Annotated in this window: 8 protein-coding genes; 6 read left to right on the top strand and 2 right to left on the bottom strand. The window is 39.9% G+C overall.

Going from position 1 to position 15,793, the window contains the following annotated elements:
• The first annotated feature begins 118 nt into the window (after positions 1-118).
• Genes PQO03_RS18270 through PQO03_RS18260 form a run of 3 tightly spaced genes read left to right on the top strand, consistent with a single transcriptional unit; the run spans position 119 to position 5,945 of the window.
• Entirely contained in the window at positions 119-3,898 is a 3,780-nt protein-coding gene (locus PQO03_RS18270; protein WP_274152369.1) for a DUF1592 domain-containing protein, read from the top strand.
• A gap of 12 nt (positions 3,899-3,910) precedes the next feature.
• Positions 3,911-5,254 (top strand): DUF1552 domain-containing protein, encoded by a 1,344-nt coding sequence (locus PQO03_RS18265; protein WP_274152367.1) that lies wholly within the window; start codon positions 3,911-3,913, stop codon positions 5,252-5,254.
• Between the two features lie 13 nt (positions 5,255-5,267).
• Positions 5,268-5,945: a c-type cytochrome gene (locus PQO03_RS18260; RefSeq protein WP_274152366.1), complete on the top strand. Its 678-nt coding sequence runs from the start codon at positions 5,268-5,270 to the stop codon at positions 5,943-5,945.
• 49 nt (positions 5,946-5,994) lie between these two features.
• On the opposite strand, the gene PQO03_RS18255 is transcribed toward PQO03_RS18260, so the two are convergent.
• Both PQO03_RS18255 and PQO03_RS18250 read right to left on the bottom strand, forming a co-directional pair.
• A complete protein-coding gene (locus PQO03_RS18255) occupies positions 5,995-8,298 on the bottom strand; it encodes a type IA DNA topoisomerase (RefSeq protein ID WP_274152365.1) in 2,304 nt (767 codons plus the stop codon).
• Positions 8,299-8,428: 130 nt separating this feature from the next.
• The gene (locus PQO03_RS18250) at positions 8,429-9,064 is read right to left on the bottom strand and encodes a type II secretion system protein (protein WP_274152364.1); all 636 of its coding nucleotides are present in this window, start codon (positions 9,062-9,064) and stop codon (positions 8,429-8,431) included.
• 1,614 nt (positions 9,065-10,678) lie between these two features.
• On the opposite strand from PQO03_RS18250, the gene PQO03_RS18245 reads away from it, so the two are divergent.
• Genes PQO03_RS18245 through PQO03_RS18235 form a run of 3 tightly spaced genes read left to right on the top strand, consistent with a single transcriptional unit; the run spans position 10,679 to position 15,615 of the window.
• Positions 10,679-12,232: an outer membrane protein assembly factor BamB family protein gene (locus tag PQO03_RS18245; RefSeq protein ID WP_274152363.1), complete on the top strand. Its 1,554-nt coding sequence runs from the start codon at positions 10,679-10,681 to the stop codon at positions 12,230-12,232.
• Positions 12,232-13,839, top strand: a complete 1,608-nt coding sequence (locus PQO03_RS18240; RefSeq protein ID WP_274152361.1) for a sulfatase family protein — start codon at positions 12,232-12,234, stop codon at positions 13,837-13,839. The genes PQO03_RS18245 and PQO03_RS18240 overlap by 1 nt, the downstream gene beginning before the upstream one ends.
• Entirely contained in the window at positions 13,840-15,615 is a 1,776-nt protein-coding gene (locus PQO03_RS18235; RefSeq protein ID WP_274152359.1) for a sulfatase-like hydrolase/transferase, read from the top strand.
• Positions 15,616-15,793 lie beyond the last annotated feature (178 nt).

Here is a 15,793-nt window from a genome sequence, read left to right as displayed (position 1 = left end):
GCATCAAACGGGGGTCTTAAATTCCTCAAATGATCTTTATTGCTGTTAACCCGACATACTTATAGGACATATTGTAAATGATTAATCTTAAAATTTTAAATATCCAAAGGATTCATAAATGAAAAATAAATTGCAAATCATGCTATTGCTGGGGCTTGGAACTCAGCTTTCCGCATATGAAGTCACGCACTATGATAAAGAGATAAAACCGATTTTAGAGAAATTATGTGTCCGTTGTCACGGAGAGAAAAAGCAAAAGGGTGGTTTTCGTATAGATCAATTAGCGGATGATTTTTCTGGCAAGAAATTATTTTCTTGGGAAAAAATGCAACACGTACTGACGATGCCACTGGATTCGGATGAAGTGATGCCTCCAGAAGATAGTAAGCAACCAACTGTGGTACAACGCTTGGCGCTGACGTCGTGGATAAGCGAGAATTTAGATGCAGGACGTTTGAGAGCAGCAGAAAAAAATGGTTCAGTGCGCCGCCTGACTAAAAGTCAGTATCGCAATACCTTGCGTGATTTATTAAAGTTAGATGAAAATGTGGGCCGAGTTTTACCAAATGATGCGGTATCCCCAGAGGGCTTCACTAATGATGGCGGATCGATGCAGCTTTCACCAATGCAAATGGAAAGCTACTTTTCGATTGCACAAAAAGCTTTAGATCTATCAGTAGTTAATCCCAAGGAAAAACCAAAAATCCAAAATTTCAGTGTGAGTTTTGGTGATAATATTAATAAAGAGCCTATTGCCGATCGACTTATACTCGGCGCAGGTAGCAAACAACTCCAGTTGAAAAATTTCCTGTATACCGAATTGCTACCTGAAAAACCTTTTGCAATCGAACCTTATATTATGAAAAAGAAATATCGCTTCGTTGAGGGTTATAAAGGTAATAGCACGGTTAGGGGATGGCTTGATTTTGATAGTATTTATCACGCGGTTTTCGCTGGTGTGAGTGGCCCCAGAGCTACTTACCCTAAAGGAGATCCAATAAATTTTGCTGAGGATGGAATGCTGATGAGGCCATCGATTCCTGCAAAGGCCGCTTGGTCGCCAACTATGGTATGGTCACCTCGCTTTAAGATTTCATTGCGTGAGTTGCCCAGTACGGGCAATTTCAAAATTAAAGTTAATGCCGCTAAGTACCGCGATACTTTAAACCTAGATAAAGCATACCCCGCGATTAAAGAGGATGAGAATACACAAATTGTATCCTTCAATGAAAGCTCAAATAAAATCAACTTAAACAACAATGAGCAGTTTAAAATTGAAGGAATGAGCGCAGGTAAGAGTGCTGCGCTCATAACGATCACAGGCTTTGAAGATGAGAAGCTAAGTTCATTTCAAATTGCCCTTAAAGGAAAGGATATATATTTAAATCTTTCGGAAATTGAGTTCTTCGATGCGCAGGACAAGAAAATATCGAATGTGAAAATAACGATGAGTTCACTTCTGGATAAAAAGTATGATACAGTGAATTTGACGGATGGTAACAAAAATAATTTTGCTCATACGCGATTAGAAAGTAATCCTTGGTTAAAATTTGAATTTCCTAATGGCGCGAATTTAAGCTCTGTGAAAATTTATAATAGAAAAGGCTTTGAAGAGCGATTTGATAGTGCTGAATTTACCGCGGTCAATTACTTTGAACCTACGCAAAAAATGTTTGCCCTTAAAAAAGCAGGTGTTTACCAATTGGACTTTAAGTACCTAGCCAATAATAAAAATGCTAGCTTAAATTTCAGCTTAGGTGAACAAAAATTATTTATTCCCGTTCAAGTCGGTAAAGGGAAACAGAAGGATTCGAGTATTGTCATCAAAGGATCGACAGGTAAAGAAGTTAATTCACTGCTTATTCAAGTGCCAGGTAAAGATAAATTTATCAATCTTACACAGCTCGAGTTTTTTGATCAGAACAAGAAAGCCATTAAAAATACTAAAATCACCATGAGCTCAACTTATTCTAATAATATGGGGCCAGATAAACTGACTGATGGAAATAAAACTACCTTAGGACATACACAGCAGGAAGATAATCCTTGGATTAAAGTTGTTTTTGATAAGCCTCAGGTGATTAGTGTCATTAAAGTCTACAATCGCAAAGATTATGAAGATCGTTTTGATGGAGCTGAATTTTCGTATTCACAAGATGATGTCGTGATAGCTAAGCGCTTCCTCAGTGACAAAGAACAAGGTGACATGCGAAATGAAGGGATGAAGGTGCTTCGTTTAGAGGCAGGTCAATATCCTGTAGACTTCACAGCTTCTAAAGGTTTTCAACTCGATAGTGCATCTCTCAATCTTCTGAGTGAAAATTCCAAAACGTATAAAAGTTTTGTTGCTTTTGAAAAGCGTAACCCAATGGTCAATCTACAAATGGGCTTCCGTCGTGATGATGGCAGTACTTTAAATGAAATTGGTCCTAGTCAAGAAGTCGATTCTTACGAGTTCAAAAAATATGAATTCACTGGAAGTATAAATGACTTTCCAAGTCCAGTACTCAATAAAGCGAATGCCAATTATTTAGCTGGAGTGAGAGAAATTGGTTTACGCCATGATTACGTGACTGAAATTGATGTTCCGCGTTTATTGGTCAAATCAGTGGAATTTGAAGGCCCTTATTACGAATCATGGCCAACTAAATCCCACAAGACGGTGTTTATTGATTCAAGCAATAGTGCAAAGCCAGAAGTCTACGCAAAAGAAGTGATCGAGAATTTTATGTTCCGTGCTTATCGTGGGGAAGTCAATAATAATGACCTTGATATTGCCTACAGGGTTTGGCAAGGTAGTTACAAAGAGAATCAAAATTTCCATGAAAGTGTGAAAGATGCTCTCTTAGTCGTTTTAACTTCGCCTCAATTCTTATTCATTACTGAAAAGTCTGATTCACCTGAAAAAGAAGCTCTCAATAATACTGAGTTAGCCTCTAAGCTATCTTATTTCCTATGGAATAGCCCACCTGATGCAGATTTGTTAGCGAAAGCACAGGCACAAGAAATTAGTCAAGACCTAAACAAGCAAGTTGATGAGATGATTAGTGATGCTCGTTTTGCGAATTTCACCGAGCGCTTTACTCGTGATTGGTTACTACTCGATAAGTTCGATTCAGTAAAAATTGATCAGAAACTCTATCCCACTTTAACAAAGCGTATGAAGCAGCAACTTCGTCAAGAACCGGTAGAATTCATAAATTATCTCATTCAAGAAAATTTAGAGTTGAGCAATATTATTGATTCAGATTTCACCATAGGCAACGATTTAATTGCCGAGTATTATAAGCTTGAGAATAAAGATCCCCAGGGCTATAAATTCCGTAGAATGGAACTTGTGGACAAAAATCGTGGAGGTCTGCTCACTCAGGCAAGTATCTTAGCCGGCTTATCCGATGGTCATGAATCTCATCCCGTTAAACGTGGGACTTGGGTGGCGAGGAAAATTGTAGCCGAGCCACCAGGGACTCCACCACCGAATGTTCCGGCTGTGGATGAAGAAGATAAGACCCTGACCTTGAGAGAAAAATTAGAAGCTCACAGAAATCAAAAGGGTTGTAAAAACTGTCACATGAAAATCGACCCCTGGGGAATTCCTTTTGAGATGTTTGATGCCGCAGGATTTGTGAAAAAATCCTATGAATCAGAATCAGAATTACCAGATGGTACCGAAGTCAATGATCTCAATGCAATGAAAAAATATCTCATCGATGATCGCATGGATCAAGTCGCTTTTAGTTTTATGAAACATTTAGCGATCTACGCAACGGGCGGCAGCCTGAATTTTGATGAAGTTGCGTTTTTAAAAGAAAATGCGCAGGCACTGAAACCCACAGGTTACAAAACCCGTGATGTTCTAAAGTTTATTATTAACAGTCATATTTTTAATACTAAGTAAGGAAGTTTAACGATGAATAAATCATTCAATAGAAGATCAGTTCTCAAGGGGATTGCAGGTATTAGTTTAGCCCTTCCAGTATTAGAAATTATGGGCGAAGAAGTTCTTAGTGAATCGAACCGTGCCAAGCGCTTCTGCGCTATGTATACAGCTAACGGAATGTCCTTGCCACAAGAAAAAAATAAATTAGATGATTGGAGTTGGTACCCTAAAGAAACAGGCCGCGATTTTAAATTTAATCAATCGACAAAGCCTTTAGAGAAATTTCGTAAGGAACTTACTTTTTTTGGTGGTTTCGGTCACAAAAATGCGATCTTATCAGATCCACATGTGTGTTCAGATATGTGGCTTACAGGAGCACCATTTCACGATCCAAAACCAGGTCAATATAACACAGTTTCTCTCGATCAAGTCATTGCCCGTAATACCAAGCAGCATTGTCGCCAAGCATCTTTAGTGTTATCGATTGATAATGGTGTGGGTTTCCTCTCTAGGACAGGGACAATTGCCTACAATAATGAGGGAAAGCCGATTCCAGCAGAAAATAATCCAAGAGACGTTTTTAATCGTCTTTTCTTGAGTTCGAAAGACTCTATGGAGCAGCAACGCGTACTCTTGAAAAAGAAAATGAAAATTGTTGATGCTGTTCTCGATAGTTCGCGCGATTTTAATAAACGTCTAGGTTCAGCGGATCGTGAAAAAATGGACCAGTATCTAACCTCTTTAACCGAACTTGAATCCCGCTTCGAAACATCGGAAAAATGGATTGATATCCCACTTAAAAAACAAGATCATAGTCAACTCAAGTTTGATTATGATCTCGAACAAGATCCAGCGCAATTTTATCAGACAATGCTTGATGTAATTACCTTGGCTTTTGATGCTGATATTACACGGTCAGTTGTATTTATGCTTAATCGTGAGGATGGTATGGGGATTTCCAATACCTTCCCAATACGCTTAGGTTTAAGCAAAGATCATCATGGTCTTTCACACGCGAAAGATAAGAAGGGGCAAATGGACTTTGCGAAATACGATCAGTTCCTTGCAGGACAAGTTGGCTATTTTCTGGATAAGTTAAAAAAGACAAAAGAAGGTAATAGTAATTTACTCGATAATTCTTTAGTCCTCTTTGGTAGTGGTTGCAGTACCACTCATAACGTCAAGAATATTCCGACGCTTTTGGCTGGCGGAAAAAATATGGGACTTAAACACGGCTCGTATTTCCGTCGCGATGGTGAACAACTCAGTAATTTACATTTGAGTATTTTAAATAGTATGGGTATTGAAGAAAAGAGTTTCTCCGATAGTACCAAGCGTTTAGAAGAAGGGATATTTACCTATAAAAACGCTTAAGGTATATGGCTAAATGAAGCCGATGTTTTTATTCTTTAGAGTGCTTTTTCTTGTGTCTCTACATGGAGCCTTATTTGCGGATGCGAATAAGGTGAATCCATCGCAAGTGGGTGCAAAAATCTTTAGTAAAGTTTGTGCACAGTGCCATGGTTTAGAGGCGGAGGGTAATAGCAGCTTAAATACGCCCGCCTTAGCCTCTCAATCATCTATTTATATATCAGAACAACTCCACAAGTTTAAAAATGGCTTGCGTGGAGCGGACTCAAAAAAAGATGCAACGGGAAAATTAATGGCTCAGCAGGCTAAATTACTTAGTAGCAAAGATATTCAAGAGCTCTCTATTTACCTTTCTGCATTAAAGAGTCCCGTGCTCAAAGTTGATACGAGTGCATCGGCCTTACGAGGAAAAGAGCTCTATCAAAAGAAAGCGAACTGCATTTCATGCCACGGACTCTATGGAGAGGGAAATGAATCTATGAAAGCTCCTAAGCTCAACATTTTATCGCCGGCTTATATAGAGATAGAACTTAATAAGTTCTCTAGAGGTCAGCGAGTAGGCGCGAAGACGAAAGATGTCACTGGTCATCTCATGGTAAAAGTTCTCAATGATTATGGACTCCAATCAAAAGATTTTAAAGATTTAGCGAATTATATAAGTGGTTTAAAAAATCCAGACTCAAAATCAAAATAAATTCTGAATATGCCCTGTAGTGAGGGGAGAAATCTTATTGATCTAGGAATTAAGATTTGAAATTGAATTCAACTTTTCCGTCTTTTAGGACGAGTGCGGCGCTGAAGCGTTTGCCTGCTTTTGATCTAAAACCTTTGAGTTCTTGGCTGCGGCCCTTATTGATTAGAACTTGTGCGAGCGCTAGGGAAGTATTTCGCCCGGCAATTTTCTTCCAGATAACAAAGTCGCAGCTATCGCAACTATAGCCTTTGTGTTTATCCATGACATTGCCCCGGCATAGAGGACAAGAGCCAATCGCATCGGCATTAATTTTTTCTTCACGCCTCAGTAGACCCATTTGTCCTTGCTTATCCAGAGTGATGTAGGCACTGAGCTCATTTCCTGTGGCGTCAGTAAGTTTTCGCGGGCGATTGAGACGCCCAGCACTGAGTAATACAGGAACATCATCATCTTTAATTTTCGAACCAAATTGTTCGGCGTGAAAACGAAATTGACAACCCGTTTTCCAAGCGGAGCACCCATAGCCAGTCTTTCCTTTAATCACGGGACTACTGCATAAAGGACAGGGGCCGAAGCCCATGCTTTTATCCATTTCTTTGGAATTGAGGGTGCCGATAATTTGTTCGGCGTAGGAACTGACTTCTTGCATAAAGTCTTTGGCACTCAGTTGGCCTTTTTCCATTAACTTGAGTTTATTTTCCCAATCACCAGTGAGATCAGGCGAAGTAAGAGTCTTTTGGGCCGAGAGTAAACGAATCAGGTCTTCACCTTTGTCGGTGGCTAGAAGCTGACGTTTTGATTTGCTTATGTAATCGCGTTTCACTAAAGTTTCGATAATATTAGCGCGGGTGGCAGCAGTGCCTAGACCTCGATCCTTCATGGCTTCTTTGAGTTCTTCGTCATCTATTTCTTTGCCGGCGGTCTCCATCGCACTGAGTAAAGATGATTCGTTGAAATGCTTGGGAGGCTTAGTTTGGCATTGTTTGATTTCAGCTTGATGGGGGCCTGATTCACCCACTTGAAAAACAGGAAGAATTTGCTCGTCATTATCTTGTTTTTTTCCACCACCATAAAGAGCGAGCCAGCCTTCTGTTAGGATGGTAGTACCCTTGGCTTTGAAAGTCTCTTCGGCCACCATGGCACTTACAGTCGTATGTGCTTTTTCACAGGGAGGATAAAAAATGGCAATAAAACGAGTGACAATTTCATCGTATACACGAAGTTCATTGCTATCCAAAGACGCAGTACTATGCCCAGTGGGGATGATTGCGTGGTGATCACTGACTTTAGAACTATTGAAATAATTGCGTTGCTTAGCTAAATTATTTAGGTCGAGTAGCGCAATCTCTTTGGTTTTATTAGCGCTGAGTTTCTCAAGGATCTTACCACAGGTGGGGTAGATATCATCACTTAGGTAGCGACTATCAGTTCTGGGGTAGGAGATGAGCTTGCTCTCGTAGAGTTTTTGCGCAATAGCGAGAGTTTTTACTGCTGGTAAGCCAGCTTTGCGATTCATCACTCGCTGGAGTTCCGTTAAATCAAAAAGTTGTGGGGCTCTTTGAGTCGTTTTTTTCTCACTTAGATCGGTGATTTGTAGGGGCTGATTAATGACCCGATTAAATATTTCTTGAGCTTCTTCATTTTTACTAAAACGATCTCGTTGATGCTTAAATTTAACTTGGCGATAAAGAGTCCAAAGTTCCCAGTAGTTCTCAGCTTTGAATTGGCGTATTGCCTGGTCGCGATTGACTATCATCGCCAAGACGGGCGTTTGTACACGTCCCACACTAAGCACGCCTCGACCATGACTGTGTTTCACTGTGTAGGCTCGAGTGGCATTGAGACCAATGATCCAGTCCGCTTCAGAGCGGCAACGTGCGGCATCAGCTAAAGCATCAAATTGCTTCAAGGGTTTTAAGTTGGCAAAACCTTGCTGGATGGCACTATCTGTAAGGCTATTGATCCATAGGCGTTTTGAGGGCTTGTTTTTGACATGACAGAGCTGAGCAATGTAGCGAAAGATTAATTCACCTTCGCGTCCCGCATCAGTGGCACAGATGATTTCAGTGGCACTAGAAAAGAGTTTTTTAATCGTGTTGAATTGCTTTTTGACTCCTTTCATGGAAGATATTTCCAGTTTAAAAGAACCAGGAATAAAGGGCAGGGGAGCTAAAGTCCACTTTTTGAGTGAGGCATCATAAGCGTCGGGGTTTTGCAGCTGAACAAGATGACCAAAGGCCCATGTAACTAAATAGCCATTGCCCTCTATATAGCCATCTTTTTTACTGCGAGCACCGAGTACTCGAGCAATATCCCGTGCGACCGAGGGTTTTTCTGCGAGGATGACTTTCATGTGCTCACCAAATTTGTCTTTTAAAAATCTTCTAGTAAGACAATAAAAGAAAAAGCACCCACTTACAAATCAGACTAATAAATAATATCTACTTTTTATTTAAAGTTGAGTGTATTAGCTAAGGTGGGTTTTAGGGAGTCCAAAATTCATCAGTGGTTTTTAGTGTGTTACCAATCAGTAGAATTCCGGTATCAGAAATAGATTCCAGATGACCATCGAGATATGTGAGGTTCAACTTATTGTCATGCCTCGCCATTTTCATCTCAGAACTGGCATTGATGACTTTGTTTATACCTGTAGAACCTTTGATATGATTTCGCCATAGAATATTTGATTTATTGTAAGCATCAATGAGCATAAGAGTGGAAGATCCATTTGTACTTTCAAGAGGTATGGGTGAATATGTGGAACTTTTAAAGCTTAGTTTGTAGTTCATCGCATAATTAGTTTCATAGTTCCAATTGAAAGCAACGCCTTTAGGGCAGTGAAATGGATGCTTATCACTTTTATTGGCTCCACTTAAATAAGCAGATTCAAACAAACTTTTATTCCACTTTGTTTGGCCATTTGTGCTTTCAAAAATCCTGGAATTATTATCATCTGCATACATGAAATTGGCCATAGTGGCTTGCTTTAGTTTACTCTTACAATTGGCTTGGTGAGCTTTGTTCCTAGCTTTGCCTAGTGTAGGTAATATTAAACTGGCTACTATGCCTATAATCGCAACAACGACGATCAACTCGATCAGTGTGAATTTTGCTTTCATTTTAAACTCCTTATTTTATATTAAGGAGAAGTAAAGAAGAATGTGATCCTAAGTCATTGTTTTGTATATATATATATTGTTTTCAATGGTTTATGTTTTTATTATTTCATTTAATATTGAGTATATGTGTATATAACCACACGATTTATTCACTATTTGTGCCCAATTAATAGAAAGCTTAGAGTCATTTGAAATGACATGACTATAAGAATCGACAGTGTGTAATAAATATTGATACAAAACTTGGAATTGAGTAAATAGATGTTTGCCCACAATAAAAAAAGCTCTAATCACGTTTTTTAAACGGACAATTATGGTGCAGTGTTAGAGCGATAGCATCTGTTTGTACAGAGCACGGTATTTTCGTGTCTGTATGAATTATATAAAGAAACCCTACGAAGGTAGCGTCGAATTCCTTATTTTAGACTCATGGTAAAATTTTGTTATTTAGGCTTTAGTACCGACAAGTAGGCTTGAGCTCTTTAAATATATTTTTTTAAGTGTGAGGAATCGTTTTTGAAATTTACTCATATTATTCTCCGTATATAAATTATCTATACATATAATAACAAGACAAAAGCCCCCATTGTTACAAATTTCTCAAATAAACATGCAAGTAAATACAATTTCATGGTGGGGGGTTAATAGCTTCAGTAGTAATTTTTTTGAAAAATAATAATACGGAAAGTTTATTTTCTGAATGGAAATTCTTGGAGAATAAGTTCGAAAAGCTGTTGATTCAATAGAAAAATAGAAAAATGACTCACTATGGAAAGGGTGATGATAAACTGATCTAGGCCGAGTAGAGGATCGGTTTCCACAGCTTATGAATAATATTTTGATAAAAAATACTATTTTGTTTGGGGGGATCCACCTCACTCCGGCGGGGAGGTGTTGCCACACGGGCCCGGCTGCCACCGTGGACGGATAAAAGGAAGAGCTGAAGGGGGATGAGTAATTTTTTACTCGCCTCTCAAGGTGGGCACAGCTTGCAGGGAAGGGGACGGTGTCCCAAGGCTTTAAACAAAAAAAAGGGGGATTAATCCGCCTCACTCCGGCGGAGAGGTGTTTAATGAGTGGGAACTTAAGAGATGTTTGAGCTCGAAGAGCTTAGGAATGTAGCCATGGACGTAAGTCCGTGGTGTTTGAATAACAGCGTCGTGCGTGCCGAAGGTACGCTGCAGAGCGTTTCCTTCATACCTTCGGCATGAATATCATTTTTTTAACAATACCCACCGGATAAATCCGGTGGCTACCCTACTACATACCTTCGGCATGTGCTTAAGTTCCCACTCATTAGGCAGGTGTTGCCACACGGGCCCGGCTGCCATCGGGGACGGATAAAAAGGAATAGTTGAAGGATGACGGAGTATTATTTATCAAGTAGAAGTCATGTATTGGCGAAGTGTTCGTATTAGCTACTTATATAAAACTGTAAGTATAGTGAATATAAATGAGAATTAGTGTACGCTCGAATCGTTACATACTTTGAGGGATTTTGGAGAGGGTTCTTATAATATTTTTAATACACAAAAAACATCAGTAGCTTCAAGATTTCTTATTTTATTAAGTACCACCAGTGATGTAGAGTACAAAAAATTAATGGATAGCTATATGAACTTCAGTAAATTGATTATTTTAGCGAGTTTAAGTTTGAGTTCTTTTGGACAGCATTGGCCACAAGCTTCTGGTCCCAATGCTAATTACCAAGTGCAAGGCGAAGCACCCTTGAAATGGAGTGCGGTACGCAATGAAAATATTAAATGGCGCACACCTATGCCTGAAGCGGGGCAAGCAGCGGTCACAATCTGGGGAAATAAAGTCTTCACGACTATCCATAAGCCGATAGATAATATTAAAGAGAAAAGTTCGGTCAGAGATATTATTGCGTACTGTATGGATGCTGAAACGGGAGAAGTCCTGTGGACAAAAGATCTCCCTGGTTCAGTAATCATTGATATTGCCAATGGTTTTTCCGATGCGACTGTTTTTGCTCCCTTATGTGATGGAGAAAAAGTTTGGTTTTTTAATCGCTGTGGACGGATGGCCTGTTACGACATGGAAGGCAATGAGCAATGGGTGCGAGACTTTGTGCCGCGTTATATGCACAAGAATCGTCAAGCGGAACCTTTTTTTGTGGGGGATACAATCCTCTATGTTGAAATGGCTGATAAAAAGGAAGAGTTCACAAGTATTGACAAAAAAGATAATAAAGGGAAAGCCGAAGCGGCTAAAGACAAAGGATTTTGGACTTATATTCATGGTATAGATAAGAATACTGGAAAAGTTTTGTGGCGTGAAAAAACCGGCACAGTTGTCCATTGTAACCCGGTGCTCAATACGCTAAAAGATGGCACCCAAGCGGTGGTTCAACAACGCGGAGGTCCTCATGCTCCAGTTGAAAAACCAACAGGCATTACTTTGATGAGCTTAGCGAAAGGCAAAGAAGGACAAGAGATTTGGTCAAAAAAAATCAATGGTCTTTTCACCATGTCGAATGTGCATTGGAATCAAGATTTCATTCCGGTATTAGTCGGAAATGAGTGCCAGGTATTAAGTACTGATTCTGGTGAATTGATAAGAAAAGTCGACTTCATCAATGACGTTATGGTTCACCGCAAGGAGCAAGAGGGAAAACAAGAAACGATTAAAGCCAACAAAGGTAAGAGGAACATTACTTACAATACCGAGATTTTGGTAGGCAATGATTATTATTTCTTGTCTTTTGGAGCTCCTTATTTAGGAAAAGTAAATATCAAAACCGGCTCAGTCGAATACTTGGCACTTCCCGCACAACTCATCGCGAGCCCCAAAAGTGCTCAAGAAGATAAATATATTGCGAGCATAAAAAAAGTAAAAAATATTCCAGTCAATCAAAAAGGTTTAGAAGTTGGTGCTAAAGGCCATAACTCAGCGGGTTTTGGTCACATGTGCTCAGCAAGCCCTATCCTTGTGGGCAAGCATTTGATTATTCCAGTCGTTACTGGCACGGTTTACGTGATTGATACGACTAAGCCTTTTAAAAATGGGGAAGCCTTAGTGGCAGTTAATGATTTAGGAGAAGCCAACAAGACTTGGACCTTAAGTACTTTTGCTTACTCGAAAGGAAGGCTATACACTCATACGATGAAAGAAATAATTTGTATTGAAAACAAGGATAAAAATTAATGAGCTTCAATAAAATCATAATGGCAGTAGCAGGTTTAATGACTTTAAACCTTAGCGCAGCACCAAAACCTAATATTATTTATGTGCTAATGGATGATATGGGGCAAGGCGATGTCAGCTGTTTTAATTCATCATCGAAAATACATACTCCCCATATAGATTCGTTGGCGGCAAACGGCATGATGTTTACAGATGCTCACACCAACTCTGCAGTATGTACGCCGACTCGCTATGGTGTGCTCACGGGGCGCTATGCCTGGAGAACACATTTGAAGCGTAGTGTGATTGGAGGGACATCACCTTCGCTGATTAAACCTGGTCGCATGACTTTAGCCTCTATGCTGAAAGAAAATGGCTACCATACCGGAATGATCGGCAAATGGCATCTTGGTTGGGACTTTAGTTTTCATCCGGATAGCGTTAAGATTGATCCGCTTTATTGGGGTTACACTCCGGGAACTAAAATTGATTATGCCAAAGGTGTGAAAAATGGTCCTGATGTACACGGCTTTGAATACTATTATGCGATTCCTAGTTCACTCGATATCCCCCCCTATCTCTATGTTGAGAATGGCAAAGTAACAAATTTAGAAATAACTGAGCGCAAGGGAGAAGAGGGCGAACGTCTTTGGCGCGCTGGACCCATGGCGGGTGATTTTGATATCGAAGATGTGACGCCCAATTTTTTCCGTCGCGCGAATCAGTTTATCAAGAAAAATGCTCAGGCTGAAAAGCCCTTTTTCCTCTACCTACCTTTGCCATCACCACATACACCGATATTACCCATTAAGAAGTTTCAAGGGATGAGCGGTATCAATGCCTATGGCGATTTTATCTTACAAATTGATGCTCATGTAGGTGAATTGATTAAGACACTGAAAAGCACGGGCATCTACGATAATACGCTCTTGGTATTCACCGCTGATAATGGCATTTCACCACGTGCTGATATGACGACAATTAATAACGCGGGACATTTTTCGAGTAACGGTTTTCGTGGTCGTAAAGCAGATATATTTGAGGGTGGTCATCGCGTTCCTTATATTGTGAGCTGGCCAAACGGCGGAGTCAAAGCGGGTTCTATTTGTGATCAAACTATTTGTACGACAGATATGTTGGCAACATTAGCAGATGTAGTGGGAAGTACTTTGCCGATTAATGCGGGTGAAGATTCCTATTCTACCTTAGCCTTGCTTATGCAGAAGCCTTGGGATTTTAAAAGACCTGCGACCGTACATCATTCAATCAATGGCTCATTTGCTATTCGCCAGGGTGACTGGAAGTTGATTTTTTGTGCAGGTTCTGGTGGTTGGCCGAAGAGTGACCTGACTCCAGAAATGGCAAAATCTCAGGGCTTGCCCGTGATACAGCTCTATAATTTAAAATCTGATCCAGCTGAAACGAATAATATTTTCAGTTCTTATCCACATATAGTCGATCGCTTGACGGCTTTGATGCAGAAATATATTCAAGATGGCCGTAGTACTCCAGGTAAAGCCCAAAAGAATACAGGTGAAACGCCTTTTCTTCCCGAAGGTTTTGCTGAACTTTCAGCTAAGCTAGCACGTCAAGAAAATCAGAATGTAAAAGTAGACGGAATCAAATAAATGAAAGTACAAAGCTTTTGTTTCTTCGTTTTGTGGGCGAGCTTTGCGCTCTCCGCAAAGCAAGCGCCAAATATCCTACTTATTATGGTAGATGATACCGGACGAGAATTTTACAATAATTATGGATCAAAAGAGAATTTAACGCCACAAATTCAAAAGTTAGCAGAAGAATCCGTCTTATTTACTAATTGTGAATCGACGCCTATTTGCACACCTTCACGCGTAAAAATCATGACCGGACGTCATACTTTTGCGAACTACACAAAATTTGGACGCTTAGATAAAGGCAGTAAAACTTTTGCGCAATTACTTAAAACACAAGGCTATCGCACAGGCATTTTTGGCAAGTGGCAATTGAGTTCGGATAAAGGCTCTGTCGCAGAATTTGGCTTTGATGAGCATTGTCTTCATAATTACTTGGAGGATAAATCACTTGGAAAGAGCCGCTTTTGGAAGCCGACACTCACGACCAATGATGAGATCAAAGAATATGGATCGAAGGATTTTGGTCCTGATATTCTTAATCAAAAACTATTAGAATTTATTTCAGCTGACAAGAAGAAACCATTCTTGGCGTATTATCCTATGGTACTCGCTCATTTCCCTTTTGTCCCTACTCCAGATAGTCGCGATCTTCAGAGTCGTGATTGGGATAGTAATTTCCGCGATATGGTTGCTTATACCGATAAATTGGTGGGCAAAGTAATTGATCATTTAAAGCAGCAAGGAATTTACGATAATACACTCATTATCTTCACTGCCGATAACGGAACTTACCCAGGGCTTATGAATACACTGAAGGATGGTAGTCAGGTGTATGGTGGTAAGAGTATGGGCAATAAGCGTGCGGGTAATTGGGTTCCGCTTATCGCACGTATGGGCAACAAAGAAGCCAAGGTCTGTGATCGACTGGTGGATTTTACGGATATTTTGCCAACACTTGCGGAGAGCGCAAATATTACGGTTCCAAAACAATACGATAATCACGGATTTAGTTTTTTAGGAGATCTTAAAGGCAAGCCCACAAGTAAAGATTATCAATTAGCTTTTTATCCATCCGTAAGTATGAGAATTGATAATGCCTCACTTTATGTGCGCAATAAAAATTATAAGTACTACCCAGATGACTACTTAATTGATATTGATAATGACCCTGAAGAACTATCTCCTCTTTATGCTCATGAGGATGATAAGATTTTAGCCCAAATACGTCAAGAATTGAGTGCTGAACTCGAGCAAAAGCTACTTCAGTTTCCGCTTTTGAAAAAGAAGTGGCAATCAATACGTGAGCAATTTAAAGGCAAAATCATCGGTGCTTGGGATTCAAGTGAAGTGGCTTTTCACGAGACCCGAAGTTTGAGCCTTGACGTAAGCGAATTTGTAAAAAATAATCACCCGAGTTTTGAGATTTTTCATCGTCGCGGTTATGCAATGGCGGAAGTCAGTGGAGTACGTCTCTTAAAGAATGGTGTGGAGCTAGTGCGTGATGATCATGTGTCCTCCTCGGGAATGGCGATTTTTGATCGTAGTGCAGGAGCAGATTATGTCTTCTTTAGTCTCAAGCATAAAACACAATATGATTTTCGTTTTGATACTTATGAAGCAGCGAACTATCGACTTGAGTACGATGTAAAAGTTTTACCCATAGAGGAATACAAAGACAAAATCACGATTCCACTCGGGCAGTTTTTAAAATCAGAATCCCATAAAAAAATCGAAAATAAAGCGGGCACGGTACGCTACCGAAGTTCTGGAGTCATACGCGTTTTAGATTAAGAACTTTTAGGAGAACTGCTATTAGTGAATCATGCGAATAAAAAATATTACGATTAAACAGATGAAAGGTCATTGTGCTCCGCACACGAGATGGACGCTGTCCCCCTCGACCTCCCCCAGCAAGGAATTGCCATTCCTTGACCAGGCGACTAGGGATTTATCTTAATGTTAGATAAAC

The sequence above is a fragment of the Lentisphaera profundi genome (genome assembly GCF_028728065.1).
GTDB classification, from domain to species: Bacteria; Verrucomicrobiota; Lentisphaeria; order Lentisphaerales; family Lentisphaeraceae; genus Lentisphaera; species Lentisphaera profundi.
This window is presented reverse-complemented; position numbering and strand designations above follow the sequence as displayed.